A 16,975-nucleotide genomic window follows, 5' to 3' on the forward strand; every position below is an offset into this window, starting at 1 on the left:
TAGAGACAGGCACATTCGCGCAGGTCGGTGTGACCCACCGGACACCGTCATCGTAAGGTGCAGGGCTATGACGAGTGTTCAGGATGCGTCCGCGCAGGAATCAGTTGCCGAACAGACCGAGGGCGCTGCAGCTCCGGACATCCACACCACGGCAGGCAAGCTCGCCGAACTGGCGTCCCGCCGCGCGAAGGCCGAGTTGCCGATGGGCGAAGCGGCCGTCGACAAGGTCCACGCCAAGGGCAAACTCACCGCCCGCGAACGCATCACTGCACTGCTCGACGAAGGATCCTTCGTCGAACTCGACGCCCTCGCCCGGCACCGAAGCGTGAACTTCGGCCTCGCCGAGAACCGCCCGTTCGGCGACGGCGTCGTCACCGGTTACGGCACCATCGACGGCCGCGACGTATGCGTCTTCTCCCAGGACGCCACCGTCTTCGGCGGCAGCCTCGGCGAGATCTACGGCGAGAAGATCGTCAAGGTCATGGACCTCGCCCTCAAGACCGGACGTCCGCTGGTCGGCATCAACGAAGGCGCTGGCGCCCGCATCCAGGAAGGCGTCGTCTCCCTCGGGCTGTACGGCGAGATCTTCCACCGCAACGTGCGCATGTCCGGTGTCGTGCCGCAGATCTCGCTGATCATGGGACCTGCCGCCGGTGGTCACGTCTACTCCCCCGCGCTCACCGACTTCGTGGTCATGGTCGACAAGACCTCCCAGATGTTCGTCACCGGCCCCGACGTGATCAAGACCGTCACCGGCGAGAACGTCACCATGGAAGACCTCGGCGGCGCCCAGACGCACATGGAGAAGTCCGGTGTCGCGCACTACGTCGCGTCCGGCGAGCAGGACGCGCTCGACTACGTCCGCGAGCTGCTGTCCTACCTCCCGTCGAACAACCAGGCTGCGCCGCCCCGCCTGGCTCCGACCGATCCGATCGACGGGGCGATCGCGGAGAACCTGACCGCCGAGGACCTCGAACTCGACACCCTCATCCCCGATTCACCGAACACCCCGTACGACATGCACGAGGTGATCACCCGCATTCTCGACGACGACGAGTTCCTCGAGGTGCAGGAAGGTCGGGCCCGCAACATCATCGTCGGGTTCGGCCGCGTCGACGGGCGCAGCGTCGGCATCGTGGCGAACCAGCCCATGTCCTTCGCCGGCACCCTCGACATCGACGCATCCGAGAAGGCCGCGCGGTTCGTACGCACGTGCGACTGCTTCAACATCCCCGTTCTGACGTTCGTCGACGTGCCCGGCTTCCTGCCCGGAACCGGTCAGGAATTCGACGGCATCATCCGCCGCGGCGCGAAGCTTCTCTACGCCTACGGCGAGGCGACGGTCGGCAAGATCACCGTGATCACCCGTAAGGCGTACGGCGGCGCGTACGACGTGATGGGCTCCAAGCACATGGGCGCCGACGTGAACCTCGCGTGGCCCACGGCCCAGATCGCCGTGATGGGCGCATCCGGGGCGGTGGGTTTCGTCTACCGCAAGCGCCTCGCCGACGCCGCCGCCAACGGCGAAGACGTCGACGCGTTGCGCATTCAGCTGCAGAACGAGTACGAGGACACCCTGGTGAACCCGTACGTCGCCGCCGAGCGCGGCTACGTCGACGCGGTCATCCCACCGAGCCACACCCGCGGACAGATCGTCTCGGCGTTGCGGTTGCTCGAACGCAAACTGGTGACGTTGCCGCCCAAGAAGCACGGCAACATTCCGCTCTGACCCTGACCAGCTCTGATACTCACCAGAAGGTGTGGGACAGAGACCATTCGGCGAGTTCGGCGCTGATCGACTTCCGCAGTACGTCGGTGTCGCCGAACCAGTCGGGTGAAATTCCGAAGAACGTGACGGTGACCTTGTCGCCGTACTCGACGGCCCAGGCAGCGATCGCGGGTCCTTGAGTACGGCGGTCCGCCGCGTTTCGGCCTTGCATGATGGCGCGGATGCCGAAGGACTCGGCGGTGAGATCGCCCAAGCACAGCGCACTCTCCGGCGCCGCCCCGAGGTTGGACACCGTGACGTCCGGCCCCGCGATCGACCGCATCATGCCCCCGAGCACGGTGTCGGGAAGAAGTCGCGCGACGGTCTGCAGGTTGTCGGCAACGGTGTCGTCCGCGTGCGCGTACTCGGCGAACGCCGTCTTGCTCAGCGCTCGGATCTCGCGCAGCCCGGCCTCCGGCCCGATCGGACCCGGGACGCGGATCCACACTCCGCCCGATGCGTTGGCGCGCTCGTCCCCCTCGATGCGATTGCTGACTGCGATACAGATCTTCGTGCCGTCCGGTCCCATCGGATATCCGGATCGGCGCAGGAGACCACCCAGCAGGGCCGTGAACAGACTGTTCGCCGTGCCCCCGTACTCGATGGCGCGCGCCGTCCATTCGGCCTTGTCCAGGTCCACGATTGCGAGGGTGGTATCGGGACCGGACGCGCTTCCCGCACCGGGCGCGGTATCCCGAGTCGGCGAGCCACCCATGGTCTTTCGGCCCTCCCAGAGGGGTTTGATCAGGACGCGCAGCGCCTTTCCCGCGGCGCCGATCTGACCGATCGCGTCGGCGACGTCGCCCCGCAGCCCCGCCGTCCCCGCGACCTCGCTCGGGTGGGGCAACGCGTTCTTCGACGTCCCCGCGTGCGCCCTGGCGAGGGCGTTGTAGACCGCTTGGCCGTCGGCGATCATGTGCGAGACGAGCAAAGTCAGCACGAATCGTCCGGACGTCGTGGTCGCGTGTTCGAGCTTCCATCCTCGCCCGGCGGCGGGATCGAGATCGGCCTGACGCAGCCGACGGTCGACCCACGCGCCCACCGCGTCGTCGGCGATCGGTGCGGATTCGCCGTGGACAGGAGGAACGGGCTCGACGCGGACCCAACGGTCCCGAGCCACGGGCACTCTGGCGGGCACCACCTTGCGGTTGAACGCGCCGGCGGCGAGCTGGTCGTTGAGGGCGTCGATCACCTCGGGGCCGGGCTCGCGGGGATAGACCCACAGGTATTGGATCGGAGCCGTCCAGCCGAACAGGCGTTCCGCGAGAGCATACGATTCGTCAGCTCCTGCAACACGATTCATCGTCGGACCATCCCTCTCACCAGAACCGGTGTGGCACGTTCCACCCGGTCAATTCCGCGGACAGCAGTTCGCGCAATCGCTGCGCATCGGGTACGTGCTCTTCGTCGAAGGCGAGCACCGCGAACGTGGTGGTCCCGTCCGCTTCGAGCAACCAGGACTGCAGGCCCTCACCGAAACGGTGCGGACGGGCAGGGTCCACACCCTGCGCCGTGCCGCGGAACGCCACGGACTCGGCGCGCGTGCCTCCGAGGTCGAGAACCGAGTCGTCGAAGGTGCCGAGATTCGAGACCATCGCGTCCGGCATGCCCGATTCACCGGACATCACCACGGACGTCACCACCGACAGAGGAAGCACTTGCAGCAGCCGCTGCAGGTGAATCATGGCAGGACGCCGCCCCCGCGCCAACGCCGTGAACGCGTCCTTGCACAGGCGTCTGATCTCGGTCAGATCTGTTGCGGGACGCGGTCGCTCGCGCAGCACCACCGACACGCCCCCAGTCGCGTTCGCTCGATCGTCCCCGTTTCCGCGCAGGCTCATCGGAATACCGACCTTGACCGCTGACCCGTCGGTTGCGTATCCCGACGCCCACAGCGCACCGGCCACTACCGCGACGAACAACGAATTGGCGGTTCCGCCATGCTCTTTCGCCGCCCGTTCCCACTCGTCGGTGGCTGCGCTCACGACAGCCCAGGAACCCGTGGCGGTCGGCGCTCGGTCGGCCACGGGAGTGCGCGCTGGAACGCGCGGTGCCGTTGCCGACGACCCCTCGGAACCGCCTCTTCCCGAGGTCGCTCCGGTGATGATCGCTCGTCCCACCCCGGCGACCGCGCCGATCACCTGCGTGGCCGCATCGACTACATCGAGTGCGATCGAGCCGTTGTCGGTTCCTCCGTCTGCTCGGTCGAGAGAGCCCGACATCGCCGCCTGCGCCGCAAACGTCAACGATCGACCGTCGGCGACGAGGTGCAGGCAGGTGAGCGAGAGAACATATCCACCGGTGGTGGTTGCCACGCCGCGTAATCTCCAGGGGGTGCCCGACTCGGCATCGAGGTGCGTGGTCGCCAGATCGTGTGCGGCCCAGTCTTGCCCGTCCACCTCGTCGATGGCGTCGTCGTCGACGATCAGGGTGGGCCGCAGTGTCGATCGCACCCACCGCGGACGCGCGAGCGGAACCTTGGATCTGACGATCCGCCGGTTCAACGAGCCGTCGGCCAGAGCGCGATTCATTCGCTCGAGAGCATTCGTGGACGGTGCGGTGTCGAACGTCCACGCCAACTGGAGCACGACCGACCACCCGAATGCTTCTTTCAGGAACCAGTAGGTGAAGTCCTGGTCCTGCAACCTCGGCGGTGTCACTTCGGCGCCACCCGACCCTCCACGAGATCCGCGGCCCGCTCGACCGCACTGCGTGGGCCGACCATGGTTTGCGCGAAACGCTGCGCTGTGGAACCTGTTTCGTGGGACAACACGGTGCGCAGGCCCGCCGTCAAGCTCTCGGTGGTCATTCCGCGCAGCGACGTCGACGCTCCCAATCCCAGCCGAGTCAACCGGCTGCCCCAGAAGGGCTGATCCGAGGACACCCAGCACACCAGCGTCGGTTTACCCGCACGCAGTCCCGCTGCGGTGGACCCTGCCCCGCCGTGGTGCACGACGGCGCGGCACAGAGGGAACAGCCGGTCGTGATTCACCGCCCCGATCACTCGTACGTCGTCGCCTGGCTGCGAACTGACGTCGAAGTCGTTCCAACCGGCGGAGATCACCGCGCGCTCTCCCACCGCTGCACAGGCGGCTGCGATGGTGGACACCAGCGACTCGGGGTCGGGGACAGGCATCGACCCGAACCCGAAGTAGACCGGCGGTGGACCCTGCGCGATCCACGATGCAGTGTCCTGATCGAGTTCGATGTCCTCGCCGATCGACGCGCGCAGTTCCGGGTCGAGATCCAGGAAGCCGACGAAGGGTCGATGCGCCGTCCAGTCCGCTTCGAGTTCCGGGCACAGCGCGGCGTCGTAGGCCTGGATCTCGACTCCGCCGGCCGACTCGATGCGCCCCGGAACGCCCGACCGCACCGTCGGCAGACCGAGCCGGCGTCGCACGGTGTTCTCGCGGTGACTGGTCAGCGTCCACAGCAACGAGTCGTAGGCGGACCACGTCGCAAGTGTCGCCCAGGAAGGCAGTGAGTCGGGTGCGCCGGGGATGGGTGAGAACAGTCGGTTGCGGCGAATCGGAGCGTGTTGCACCGTGGCGAACGCCATCCCGCGACTCTCTGCGACGGTGAGTGCGATCTGCTCCGTCGTCACCCCGGTCACCACCACGTCTGCTCCGTCGGTGAGTTCGAGTGTCTCCTCCACCATCTGATCCCAGCCGTAGTTCCACAACTCGGCCACAGCAGCTGCGCGCTGTCGGAGCGTTCCGGTTCGGGTTCCGGTGCGGACCAGGTCGGAGTTCATGTGAGCTCGGGTGTCGTATCCGAACGGCCGAGTCTTCAGACCGGCGGCAGCGGAGAACGGTTCGAGGTTGGGCGGAACCCCCATCGACACGTCGTGTCCGCGGCGCTGCAGCTCGGAGCCGAGCACGACGGCCGGTTGGACGTCGCCTCGCGTTCCGCTGACGGTGAAGACGATGTTCACACGATGCTCCCGTCGCAGGGTCGGGGTACGGAGTCGGGGACGAGCAGTCTTTCGACACTATCGTCGGAATCGGCCGGTGCGGACGAGACGATTCTCACGTCGACCGGCACGTGTGTGACACACCACGACGAGATCCCGCAAATCATTGCGCTGCAACACAATCTGGAAGCATGTGCGCTGACGTCGACGGTGAGGAGGTATCGGCATGAAGCTCGTTCTGTCCTTCAACGGCAGCCGCGGGGACGTGCAACCCGGCCTCGCTCTCGCCGCGACCCTGATGGGGCGGGGCCATGACGTGGTGATGGCCGTCCCGCCCAACCTCGTGGAGTTCGTGACCGGCGCAGGTGTGGAGGCGCATCCGTGCGGAGGCAGCACGGACGACGTACTCGGCTCGGGACTCGTCTCGACCGATCTGAAGTCCTCCAACCCGGCGCGGCGCGTGCGCGCAATTTCGGAGTTGACTCTGCGCGGCGGCCGCAGCGCGCAGGAAACTCTGCTCGATCTGACGACAGATGCAGACGTGATCGTCGGCTCCAGTGTCGGTCAGGAGCGGGCCCTGAACGTCGCCGAGAAGCGCGCGATCCCCTACGTGCCGGTTCACTACTGTCCCGTTCGGAAGAACGGCATCGTATCGATACTTCCGTTCGCGTCCGGCCTCGCGCCGTGGCTCACTCGCGCGAGTTGGACTGTGCTGGAGCAGGTTCTGTGGCGAGCGACGCGTCGCACGGAGGACGAGCTGCGCGCGGATCTGGGTCTGTCCCCGGCGGCGTCCACCACCGCCACGCGTATCGCGCGCAGAGGCGTACCCGAAATACAGGCCTACGACGGCGCACTGTTCCCGGGTCTCGCCCGAGAGTGGGGTCCGCAGCGGCCGTTGGTCGGCTTCCTCGACCTCGCTCCTCGCACTCGCCGCCTGCTTCACGGTGAGAGCACCCACGACGACCTCGACCGGTGGCTCGATGCCGGGCCACCACCGATCTACGTGGGTTTCGGCAGCATGACGGTCCCCGATCCCGAGCGCACGAGCGCCGCGCTCGTCACGGCGGCCGCAGCGACGGGTCGACGCCTGCTGGTCGCCTCCGGATGGAGCAAGTTCATGGACCGCTCACCGACCGGCAGCGACACCCTGTACGTGACCCCGTCCGTCGACCATTCCCGGGTCCTACCGCGGTGCGCGGCAGCGGTGCACCACGGCGGAGCGGGTTCGACCGCCGCCGGACTGCGGGCGGGCATCCCGACGCTGGTCTGCTGGTTCGGCGCCGACCAACCCATGTGGGGACGGCAGATCACCCGAGCCGGAGTCGGCGCGGCCCTGCCGGTGCGGACCGTGACCGAGGAGACGCTGACGGCAGCGTTCGTCGACATTCTCCGCGACGAGCGTGCTTCTGCCGCACGAGCCCTCGGACGTCGCCTGACATCCGCGGAGAACGCCGCGACCGCCGCGGTGGACGTGATCGAAGCCGTCGCACCATCGAAGGAGCACAGATGAAGCCGAGATACCTGTCCGTCGTCGTCCCGGCGTACAACGAGGAGGACAGCATCGGGGACTGTCTCGACCGCCTGACCCGACAACTCGACGTCATCGCCGAGATCGTCGTGGTGGACAACAACTCGACGGACCGAACACGAGACATCGTGGCCGAGTACGCACACCGGTTCGACGAGGTGGTCATGATCACCGAACCCGAACAGGGGCTCGTCTTCGCGCGAAACACCGGTCTCGACGCGGCGACCGGCGACGCCATCGCCCGAATCGACTCGGACACACGAGTACCCGACGACTGGGCACGGTCGATCACCGAGTTCCTCGACGCCGACGACGAGGGCCGGTGGGCGGCGGTGTGTGGTCGCGGCGAGGCATACGACCTGCCCTACGGCGACGCCGCCGCTCGACTCAAGGAGCGCATCAACCCGTTCGCGCGCAGGAGCGCCTCCGCACAGGGTGTGCGCGACGTCCCGGTGCTGTACGGCTCCAACATGATTCTGCGTCGGGACACCTGGGCCAAGATTGCCGACAAGGTGAGCATGCGACGAGACGTGTTCGAAGACGTCGACACCGGTCTGTGCGTTCAGGAGGCGGGTGGGCGCAATGCTTTTCTGCCGCACATCACGGTCGGCGTGTCCGCCCGGCGAATGGAGTCGGGACTCCCCTCCTTCGTGCAGTACATGAGCTGCCTGCCCAGGACGCTCGTGCTCCATCGCCGATACACCTTGGCAGCGGGCGCAGCCCTTCTCTACCTGCCGTCGGTGACCGCGTTGCACGCCGTCCGCCTGCTCGTGATCCGGGCCTACGACAAGAACACCGGTCGCTTCGCCGTCCGGAACATGCTGCGGCCCACCGAGGACCGGGTGATGCCCTGATCGCTACGTGCGTCGCATGTACACCCGAAGGGCCACCGGGGCGGCCACGGCGAGGACGGCGAAGGCACCGAGCAGGGACCACACGATCTGCAGCCCGAACTGTCCCTCGTTCGCGAGCTGCCGAACGGCGGAAACCAAGTGCGACACGGGGTTGACTCCGGCAAACGCCTGCATCCAGCCCGGCATCGTGGCGACGGGAACGAGGGCGTTCGACATGAACGTCAGCGGCATCAACACCAACATCGACACCCCCTGCACCGTCGATGCCTTGCTCATCAGGACGCCCATCAAGGCGAAGATCCAGCTGAGGGCGAAAGCGCACACGATGGTCAGCACACAGGCAGCCACGACACCGACGACGCTTCCGGGCCGGTATCCCAGCGCCATCCCGACTGCGATCGTGATGACCGCGGCGACGGCGTACCGCACCACGTCGGCGATGAGAGAGCCTGCAAGCGGCGCGATTCGAGCGATCGGCAACGACCGGAAGCGGTCGAAGACACCCTTGTTCATGTCTTCCCGCAACTGCACACCGGTGGTGACCGACGCTGCCAACGCCACCTGTACGAGGACACCCGGAACCAACGTCGGCAGGTAGGACGCGACATCGCCCGCGATGGCTCCGCCGAAAATGCCGGCAAACATGACAGTGAAGACCACCGGCAGCACCAGAACGTCGAACAACTGCTGCGGGTTGTGCTTGAACTTCAGCAACCCTCGGTAGGCCATGGTGCCGGCGTGCGTCAGCGCCGACCCCGGTGACACTCGGTGCAAGGATGGTCGGTGTGCGGGAGGTCGGCGTACGGAAGGTCGGCGTACGGAAGGTCCCTGAACGGCGGTCATGCTGCACCCTCCTCGGACGACGTGGCGTCCGGTAGATCGGTGATGGCGAAGAACACTTGATCGAGAGTGGGCTTCTGGACGGCGATCTCGGCGACACGGATCCCTGCCGAGCGCAGTGCGATCAACATTTCCGGCACCTCGGTCATGTCCACGAACGGAGATCGAAGCGAGCGCGCGTCGGGCGCGACCTCGACGCCCGCACCCGTGAACCGCTCCACGATGGAAGCGCCACGGACCGCCGATTCCGCATCGTCCAGTGCCAGAACGAGGGTGGAACTCCCGACCGCGGACTTGAGATCGTTCGCGGTTCCGTCGGCTACGAGGCGACCCTTGTCGACGACCACGATTCGGTCGGCCAACTGGTCGGCCTCCTCGAGGTACTGGGTGGTGAGCAGGACGGTGGTACCGCCGGACACCAGAGACTCCACCGTCGCCCACATTCGCGCTCGCGTCCGCGGATCCAGACCCGTCGTCGGCTCGTCGAGGAACAGCAGGGGCGGGTTCGTGATCAGGCTGGCAGCGAGGTCGAGTCGGCGGCGCATTCCACCCGAGAAGTGTTTCAGCGGCCTGCCACTGGCCTCCCTCAGGTCGAACTCGTCGAGAAGGTCTGCGGCTCGGGTCCTGGCTCGTGCACGGGAGAGCCCCAGCAATCGGCCGAACACGATCAAATTCTCGGTCGCGGTCAGATCCTCGTCGACGGATGCGTACTGCCCGGTGACACCGATCAGGCTTCGCACCGCGGTGGCATCCCTGACGACGTCATGCCCGAAGACTGACGCGCTGCCGTCGTCGGGCCGCAACAGAGTCGCGAGCATCCGAACCAACGTGGTCTTGCCTGCACCGTTCGGACCGAGTACGGCGCACACCGTTCCGGTGCGAACCGTGAGGTCGACACCGTCCACAGCGCGAAAGCCGCCGAATTGTTTCGTCAGTCCTCTGGTCTCGATGGCCCATTCGTAATCCGTCGTCACAGTCGTATTCTCCGAATCGGATCGCGTGGTGAATGTCCTTTATACGGGCTGACCGCCACTGTTGTGATGCCCAGCGAGACGATTCTCACCCGCGGCCGTGTCAGTGGTGCCGACCACCAGGCGGATGGTCGGTTTTCTATCGGCACGAAGTCGACCTCGAGGTGACGACACGAGTCAAAAGGATTGTGAACCGTTGTGCAGCACGGGTTTTACGGCATCGGTATGGAGTCTCGCCCGAGTCGGTCAGCACACACGACCCTCCCTATTCACCCGGTACTTCGCGTCGGCCCAGCGGGAGGATTGTTGTGACATCTACTGAAAACACAAATTTAACTCGAATCGTGTTGAAGCTTTGACGAAGCGGTTCACCACACATTCACAAAAGTCTGTCAATTGCATCGAAAGTGATTCAGAACACGGCGTCTCGTAATGAATTGCCGGCGTTTTGCATTTATTGTCAGTGCCCTACCGTTACCGAAGCGAAACAGAGCACCCACACCGATGTGGCCCGGATGGAAAGGGACGTACATCGAGCATGGAATTCACGGAGTTGGCCGACTATCCCCTGCCGGCAGGAGTTCTCACCGAGTGGACGCCTACGGTCGGCGGCGGCGAGGATGCCTGGACCGAAGACGACCGGCCTCTCGCCTACACCCATGAGGCCCACTGCCGCCAGAGCCTCGCAGCCGGTGCCGACCCGGACGCCGAGGCCGCGTGGATCGGTGCTGCGTTCGAGATGCACCTCGACTACGAACCCGACGCCGTTCGCCGCGCTCTGCGTTCATGGACGATTCGCCACGAGACCTTCCGGACGACAGTCGCCGCCGAGGAGAGTGGAGAACTGGCCAGGCTGACGGCCCCCGGTGAACGGGTCGACATCATGTCCCGCACGGACGACGAAATCCACTCGGGCACTTGGATTCACGACCATCTCACCGACTGGTTCGGGTCCAGGCTCTCGCCCTTCCGATGGCCGCACTGCCTGGTCGCCACCGTGCACGAACCCGCCGAGGATCGGTTTCTTCTCGTCTTCGCAGCCGATCACTCCGTCATGGACGCCTACTCGATGCTGCTCGCGGTCGGCGAACTGCGGCGGCTGTACGAGTTCGAGTGCCGCGGTACCGATCCCCGGCTCGCAGAAATAGGGAGCCATGTCGACTTCAGCGCCGTCGACAGACGTCTCGGCGACACGGTCACCGCCGATCACGAGGCCGTCGACGCGTGGTCGAAGTTTCTGAGCGCGGACGCACCATCGGGACCGACGTTCCCCGACTTCCCGCTACCTGTGGCCGTCGACGATGCCGCGAGCACGTCCGCACACCAGAGCAGTCTGTCGTCGTGGTTGCTCACGGTGGAGCAGACCGACGCGTTCGCCCGGTCGTGCCGGTCGGCCGGTCACGGCATGCAATCGGGTGTGCTCGCCGCGCTCGCGTTGACGGGTCGACATCTCACCGGTGACGACACTCTCCGGTTCGTCATGCCGATGCACACCAGGTTCGAACCGCGGTACGCCGAGTCCGTGGGGTGGTACGTCGGCGTGGTCCCCGTCGAAATCGAGGTCGGCGGCCGTCGGTCGCTGACGGAATGCCTGCCCGCAGCCACGACGGCGGTGGACGGTGTGAAGGGGCTGGCCCGACTTCCGTACTCGAAGATCGCCGACATGCTCGGTGTTACCGAGACACCCCGGTTCGTCGTGTCGTACCTCGACCTTCGTCACACGCCCGACTCGGCCGACTGGTCGCGGTGGCGAGCTCGCACCCTGCGGGGCAGCACCGAATCGCCCGACGAGGTCTACTTCTGGATTCTGCGAACGCCGTTGGGCCTGAACATCTCCGCGCGCTTCCCCAGTAACGAGAACGCCTCTCGCAACGTTCACCGGTTCGTCACGACGTTGGCATCGACCGTCCGCAGCGGAGTCATGGCCGAGCGATGATCATCACTGCGATGGACAATTGGAAGCCGGCGCCGGGTGTTCTGCTGGAATGGCATCCGACCGAGCGTGCTCGTGAGCTCGCCGCTGCAGCGACCGTCGACGACACGCCCCCGTCGTTTTTGCAGGACGGTCACATCAGGTCCTACCAGTCCAAACACGCTGCGGGTGAACGTCACCGGGCGTATCTCGGAGCCACCACCGAATTCGACGGCGAGCTCGACGAAAGTGCGTTGACGTGTGCGTTGCAGCGGTACGTCCTCGGACACGAAGGCCTACGAACGTCGTTCTCGATGGACGGGGACACGATCGCTCGCCACCGGGTCGACCCTGCTGCAGTCGAATTCGAGGTGCGGGACGTCGGCCGGACCGACGACCACACCGAGTTCATGACCTACATCGACGAACGCTTCGGACGAGAGGCAACGCCCATCGGGTGGCCCGGATTCTCGTTCGGCGCCGTTCGCCGCCCCGGAAGCTTCACGCTTTACTACGGCACCGACCACGCGTTCTCCGACGGAGCGTCGCAAATCTTGGTGATCTCGGAGTTGGCGGATCTGTACCGCGCCGAGGTCGAGGGGACCGAACCCGTCGACACGTCCGAGATCTCGCACAGCTTCCTGGAATACGTGCGGCGCGAGCGGACGGCAGCCGCGGCGGTCGATCACGACTCCCCCGCTGTCGCCGAGTGGACGCGAATACTCACCGCGCGCGGCGGAGTGATGCCGAAGTTTCCGCTGGATCTCGGACTGGCGCCGGGCGAGACGGCTCCGGTTCGTCCGGTCGAACTGGATCTGCTGGACGCGTCCGAAACCGACGCGTTCGACAAGATCTGCCACGAGTCCGGAGCGAGGACGAACGGCGGCATCTTCGCCGCGATCGCGATCACGGACCACGAACTCGCCGGCGTCGACGACTACTTCGGTATCACCGTGCTGAGTACTCGCGGCCGTGACTTCGCCGTGTCGCAGGGGTGGTTCTGCAACTTCGCGCCCGTGTCCTTCGACGTGGCGGGCGCTCGCACCTTCACCGAGCTGGCGTCCGTCGCCCAGGAGGGCTACGCGCGCGCAAAAGCCTTGGCCGCAGCCCCGGTGCACGCGGTGCTGGGTACCTTGATCGCGTCCGGTGTCGCCGGGCCGGACGTGGCGTCCAGTCCGAACCTGCTTTCCTACATCGACTTCCGACGTTTCCCCGGAGCCGGTTCGCCGACCGACGATCGTGCCGTCCTCTTCACCGGCGAGGGACGAACCGCGAATGCCTCGATGTGGATCAACCGCGACGCGCGCCATCTGTACCTGGGCTCGCAGACTCCGGACACTGCGATCGCGCGGGCCAACATCGAGCGTTACCACCGGCATCTCGCCTCGGTCTTCGTCGCCGTCGCACGCGACGGCGACTACGTCATCACCGACCCGAACACCACGAAGGGCACCCGTGCAGGTCACCACGATTGATCATGTCGACCTCGATCCCGGTCGGTTCCTGTGGTGGACACTCGACACGACAGGTTCGGGAACGGACGTCTCACCGGTGCCACCCTCGTTCAACCAGCTCTGCCACCTGGACGACACCGACGACGGAAGCACCTGGCTCGCTGCGACGTTCGACGTTCCCGGTCACGTGGACGAGGACGCGCTCGCCCGCGCCTTCGCACTGTTGATCACCCGGCACGGATCGCTGCGCAGCGCATTCGAACGTGCCGCCGACGGCAACGTCCGACGACTGCGGTTCACCCCCGACTCGATCACCCTCAAACGTCGCGAACCCGTCCGGACGTCGACCCCGGCGCGCACTCGTGAGGTGTTGTGGACTGCGCTCAATCGCGAGTGCCATCCCTTCGCAGCACCCGCCTATCTGCTGGCAGTACTCGATCGACCCGATCGGTCCACGGTCGTGTGCGGGTTCGATCACGCGTACATCGACGCGTATTCGGTGTCGTTGATCGTCCGCGATCTGCACCGGCTCTATCGCGCGTGCTTGGACGGCGAGACGGCCGACGACACTGACGCGCCCGCTACGGGAGACTTCGTCGACTACTGCGCCGAAGAGTGGGCGGCGGACATCGTCGACGTCGACGATCCTCGAATGCAGTCCTGGTTGGCGTTCTTCGGCCGTCACGGCAACACGCCACCACCGTTTCCACTCGATCTCGGTGTCGCGGTCGGCACGACCCACCCGCAGGCGGCTCTGCTGAATCACCTCCTGGGTCCCGACGACACCCGGCGGTTCGAGGAGTTCTGCCGCTCCAACGGAGCCAGCCTGTACGCCGGGGTGCTGTCCGCGATGGCCCATGCCGTACGTCGCCTCGGCGGTGGCCGGCGCCTGTCTCTCCTCTTTCCCCTGCACACCCGGACCGACGAGCGGTGGCAGTCGGCAGTCGGCTGGTTCACCACTAATGCGCCGCTCGACGTGGTCGCCGACGACAGCTTCGTCGACACCGTCCGCAGCACCGGTCCCGCGCTGCGGCGAGCACTCACGCTCGGATCGGTACCTCTGCCGCAGGTCATCGAGACCATGGGCGGTGTGAACCGGTCGCGCAAGGACATCTTCATGGTGTCGTACGTGGACTACCGACGCCTTCCAGGCCACGAGGACCACCGTGCGCTCGATGCACGGCACATCTCGAACGTGACGGTCGCCGACGACGCGCAGTTCTGGATATCCCGAACCGACGACGGTCTGGCTCTGCGGAGCCGCTTTCCCGACACTCCGGTGGCCCACGACGTCGTCTCACGATTCTTGGCGGAGACGTCCGTCGTCGTCGCCGAGGCATCGGCCCCGGCACCGATCCCGTCCGTCGTGCACTAAAGTCGAAGCCGAATCAGTCGGACGAACAGAAGGCAGAGGGTGCGTTGTGACCGCAGTCGAGGATCACTCGAAGTCGACGGGCGACGACATCACCATCGTCTCCGGGTCCCCGACCGACGACGAGATCGCTGCCCTGGTTGCCGTGATCGTCGCCGCTCGATCCGCGTCGGCACAGTCGGTACCCGATCCCGGCCCCCGCGACCTGTGGGGCCGTCCCGCGGATCGGCTCCGAACCGGAACGACGTTCGCCCCGTTCGCGTTCGGCGTGGGCACTCCCTGATTTCGCGACCGGGCACGATACCGATCGGGCGACCCGCGTGACCCGTCTGGTGCTGGCTTCGCGCTCGCCGGCACGACTGGCTGTTCTGCGTGCTGCCGGAGTCGACCCGTACGTCCGGGTGTCCGGGGTGGACGAGGGCGCCGTGGCCGCTGCTTTGGGCGGGAACGCATCGCACGAGGGCACCGTGACCGCCTTGGCCGACGCGAAAGCAACCGTCGTCGCCGAGTCGCTCGTCGCCGACATTCGTTCCGGTTCCGGCGCAGTCGATTTCACCTCTGCCGTCGTCGTCGGATGTGACTCGATGCTCTCGCTCGACGACTTCCTGGCCGGAAAGCCCGCCGATGTCGACACCGCTCGAATCCGGTGGTCGCACATGGCCGGTCGGTCGGGGCGACTCCTCACCGGTCACTGCGTGATTCGCATCGTCGACGGGGCGATCACGGACCGCGCCTCCGATCATTCGTCCACCACCGTCACGTTCGGGACACCCACCGCCGACGACCTCGAGGCGTACCTGGCCACCGGTGAACCACTCGAGGTCGCTGGAGCGTTCACCCTCGACGGGCTGGGCGGGTGGTTCGTCGAGCGGATCGACGGTGATCCGTCGTCGGTCATCGGCATCGGACTTCCGCTGGTGCGCCGTCTGCTCGCCGGCGTCGGAATCACGGTCGCCGAACTGTGGTCCACCAACGCGCCCCGGTAGGCTCGAGTTCCACGCCCAACCTCACTGCTCAGGAGTCGACCGTGCCCGTTGCGCCGGATGCAAACCCGTCATTCTCCTCGTACGCCCACCCCGAGCGGCTGGTCACCACGGAGTGGTTGTCGGCGAACATCGGATCGGCCGGTCTTCGCGTCGTCGAATCCGACGAGGACGTATTGCTGTACGACGTCGGACACATCCCCGGCGCGGTGAAGATCGACTGGCACCTCGATCTGAACGACCCGGTCACCCGGGACTACGTCGACGGTGCAGCGTTCGCAGACCTGATGAATCGCAAGGGGATTGCGCGCACCGACACCGTCGTGATCTACGGCGACAAGAGCAACTGGTGGGCGGCCTACGCACTCTGGGTGTTCACCCTGTTCGGCCACGAGGACGTGCGGTTGCTCGACGGCGGTCGCGATGCGTGGTTGGCGGAGAACCGTGAGACCACGCTGGACGTTCCGGAGCTGTCCTCTGTCGACTACCCCGTCGTCGAGCGCGACGATTCGTCGATCCGTGCCTTCAAGGACGACGTCCTCGCCCACCTCGGTCACGGCCCGCTCGTCGACGTTCGCTCGCCCGCCGAATACACCGGCGAACGCACGCACATGCCGGACTACCCGGACGAAGGCGCCCTGCGCGGCGGCCACATCCCGTCGGCGCTGTCCATCCCCTGGGCCAAGGCCGCGGCACCGGACGGCCGCTTCAAGTCCGCGGACGAGCTGAAAGAGGTCTACGCCGACGTGCCTTCCGACACCGATGTCGTGGCGTACTGCCGCATCGGCGAACGCTCGTCCCACACCTGGTTCGTCCTGACTCACCTGCTCGGCTACGACAGCGTGCGGAACTACGACGGATCGTGGACCGAGTGGGGCAACGCGGTGCGGACGCCCATCGCGACCGGTGCGGACCCGGGCACCGTATGAGTGGGCTCCCTGCCGCACTGGCCGAGATCGTCGACGACTTCGCCGCAGTGGAGGGTCAGGACAAGATCACCATGCTGCTCGAGTTCAGCAAGGAACTGCCCGAGCTTCCTCCCGAGCTGACCGAAGCGGCCATGGAGCCGGTTCCGGAATGCCAATCCCCGTTGTTCCTGGCGGTGGACGCGTCCGATCGAGACCATGTGCGCCTGCACTTCAGCGCTCCGGCCGAGGCGCCTACGACACGCGGATTCGCGTCCATCCTGCAGCAGGGCCTCGACGGCCATTCGGCGCAGGAGATTTTGGACGTGCCCGACGATTTCTACAGCGAGCTAGGGCTCGCCCAGTCGGTGAGTCCGCTTCGCCTGCGCGGCATGTCGGCGATGCTGAGCCGGGTCAAGATGCACCTGCGCGCCTGAGCCCGCGTCGCACACTTTGTGCAGACATTCCCCTCAGC

At 66.2% G+C, this 16,975-nt stretch carries 15 protein-coding genes; 10 read left to right on the top strand and 5 right to left on the bottom strand.

The genetic code is table 11. The annotated features are described in order from the left end of the window. The first annotated feature begins 67 nt into the window (after nt 1-67). On the top strand, nt 68-1,729 hold the full coding sequence (locus IEW02_RS14300; RefSeq protein ID WP_188545523.1) for an acyl-CoA carboxylase subunit beta: 1,662 nt from the start codon (nt 68-70) through the stop codon (nt 1,727-1,729). Between the two features lie 19 nt (nt 1,730-1,748). Here IEW02_RS14300 and IEW02_RS14305 read toward each other — a convergent pair whose 3' ends face one another. The 3 genes from IEW02_RS14305 to IEW02_RS14315 are packed head-to-tail and all read right to left on the bottom strand — an operon-like array spanning nt 1,749 to nt 5,702. After that, nucleotides 1,749-3,071: a hypothetical protein gene (locus IEW02_RS14305; RefSeq protein WP_188545524.1), complete on the bottom strand. Its 1,323-nt coding sequence runs from the start codon at nt 3,069-3,071 to the stop codon at nt 1,749-1,751. 16 nt (nt 3,072-3,087) lie between these two features. Further along, the gene (locus IEW02_RS14310) at nt 3,088-4,428 is read right to left on the bottom strand and encodes a hypothetical protein (RefSeq protein ID WP_188545525.1); all 1,341 of its coding nucleotides are present in this window, start codon (nt 4,426-4,428) and stop codon (nt 3,088-3,090) included. Continuing rightward, a complete protein-coding gene (locus IEW02_RS14315; protein WP_188545526.1) occupies nt 4,425-5,702 on the bottom strand; it encodes a glycosyltransferase in 1,278 nt (425 codons plus the stop codon). Before IEW02_RS14315 ends, IEW02_RS14310 begins: the two co-directional genes overlap by 4 nt. Before the next feature lie 205 nt (nt 5,703-5,907). Between IEW02_RS14315 and IEW02_RS14320 the strand changes: the two genes are divergently transcribed. Continuing rightward, entirely contained in the window at nt 5,908-7,191 is a 1,284-nt protein-coding gene (locus IEW02_RS14320) for a glycosyltransferase (RefSeq protein WP_188545527.1), read from the top strand. Then, nucleotides 7,188-8,063 (top strand): glycosyltransferase family 2 protein, encoded by an 876-nt coding sequence (locus IEW02_RS14325; protein ID WP_188545528.1) that lies wholly within the window; start codon nt 7,188-7,190, stop codon nt 8,061-8,063. The genes IEW02_RS14320 and IEW02_RS14325 overlap by 4 nt, the downstream gene beginning before the upstream one ends. A 3-nt stretch (nt 8,064-8,066) precedes the next feature. Here the strand turns inward: IEW02_RS14325 and IEW02_RS14330 are convergent, their stop codons facing one another. Beyond that, nucleotides 8,067-8,906: an ABC transporter permease gene (locus IEW02_RS14330; RefSeq protein ID WP_371829956.1), complete on the bottom strand. Its 840-nt coding sequence runs from the start codon at nt 8,904-8,906 to the stop codon at nt 8,067-8,069. After that, nucleotides 8,903-9,877 (bottom strand): ATP-binding cassette domain-containing protein, encoded by a 975-nt coding sequence (locus IEW02_RS14335; protein WP_188545529.1) that lies wholly within the window; start codon nt 9,875-9,877, stop codon nt 8,903-8,905. Before IEW02_RS14335 ends, IEW02_RS14330 begins: the two co-directional genes overlap by 4 nt. Nucleotides 9,878-10,412: 535 nt before the next feature. Between IEW02_RS14335 and IEW02_RS14340 the strand changes: the two genes are divergently transcribed. Genes IEW02_RS14340 through IEW02_RS14370 form a run of 7 tightly spaced genes read left to right on the top strand, consistent with a single transcriptional unit; the run spans nt 10,413 to nt 16,937 of the window. Further along, complete coding sequence (locus IEW02_RS14340; protein ID WP_188545530.1) at nt 10,413-11,810, top strand: condensation domain-containing protein; 1,398 nt, start codon at nt 10,413-10,415, stop codon at nt 11,808-11,810. Next, entirely contained in the window at nt 11,807-13,261 is a 1,455-nt protein-coding gene (locus IEW02_RS14345; protein WP_188545531.1) for a condensation domain-containing protein, read from the top strand. Before IEW02_RS14340 ends, IEW02_RS14345 begins: the two co-directional genes overlap by 4 nt. Further along, entirely contained in the window at nt 13,242-14,615 is a 1,374-nt protein-coding gene (locus tag IEW02_RS14350) for a condensation domain-containing protein (protein WP_188545532.1), read from the top strand. Before IEW02_RS14345 ends, IEW02_RS14350 begins: the two co-directional genes overlap by 20 nt. Nucleotides 14,616-14,661: 46 nt before the next feature. Next, nucleotides 14,662-14,895: an acyl-CoA carboxylase subunit epsilon gene (locus IEW02_RS14355; protein ID WP_188545533.1), complete on the top strand. Its 234-nt coding sequence runs from the start codon at nt 14,662-14,664 to the stop codon at nt 14,893-14,895. Nucleotides 14,896-14,932: 37 nt separating this feature from the next. Then, nucleotides 14,933-15,598 (top strand): Maf family protein, encoded by a 666-nt coding sequence (locus IEW02_RS14360; RefSeq protein WP_188545534.1) that lies wholly within the window; start codon nt 14,933-14,935, stop codon nt 15,596-15,598. Between the two features lie 41 nt (nt 15,599-15,639). Further along, entirely contained in the window at nt 15,640-16,524 is an 885-nt protein-coding gene (locus IEW02_RS14365) for a sulfurtransferase (protein WP_188545535.1), read from the top strand. Continuing rightward, nucleotides 16,521-16,937 (top strand): SufE family protein, encoded by a 417-nt coding sequence (locus tag IEW02_RS14370; RefSeq protein ID WP_188545536.1) that lies wholly within the window; start codon nt 16,521-16,523, stop codon nt 16,935-16,937. The genes IEW02_RS14365 and IEW02_RS14370 overlap by 4 nt, the downstream gene beginning before the upstream one ends. The last annotated feature ends 38 nt before the right edge of the window (nt 16,938-16,975 follow it).

It is taken from the genome of Rhodococcoides trifolii, from assembly GCF_014635345.1.
Classification (GTDB): domain Bacteria; phylum Actinomycetota; class Actinomycetes; order Mycobacteriales; family Mycobacteriaceae; genus Rhodococcoides; species Rhodococcoides trifolii.

Excerpts from the sequence above, each read along its gene's own strand:
- IEW02_RS14300 (WP_188545523.1), top strand. The coding sequence starts at position 68 with ATGACGAGTGTTCAGGATGCGTCCGCGCAGGAATCAGTTGCCGAACAG.
- IEW02_RS14305 (WP_188545524.1), bottom strand. The coding sequence starts at position 3,071 with ATGAATCGTGTTGCAGGAGCTGACGAATCGTATGCTCTCGCGGAACGC.
- IEW02_RS14320 (WP_188545527.1), top strand. The coding sequence starts at position 5,908 with ATGAAGCTCGTTCTGTCCTTCAACGGCAGCCGCGGGGACGTGCAACCC.
- IEW02_RS14325 (WP_188545528.1), top strand. The coding sequence starts at position 7,188 with ATGAAGCCGAGATACCTGTCCGTCGTCGTCCCGGCGTACAACGAGGAG.
- IEW02_RS14330 (WP_371829956.1), bottom strand. The coding sequence starts at position 8,906 with ATGACCGCCGTTCAGGGACCTTCCGTACGCCGACCTTCCGTACGCCGA.
- IEW02_RS14340 (WP_188545530.1), top strand. The coding sequence starts at position 10,413 with ATGGAATTCACGGAGTTGGCCGACTATCCCCTGCCGGCAGGAGTTCTC.
- IEW02_RS14345 (WP_188545531.1), top strand. The coding sequence starts at position 11,807 with ATGATCATCACTGCGATGGACAATTGGAAGCCGGCGCCGGGTGTTCTG.
- IEW02_RS14370 (WP_188545536.1), top strand. The coding sequence starts at position 16,521 with ATGAGTGGGCTCCCTGCCGCACTGGCCGAGATCGTCGACGACTTCGCC.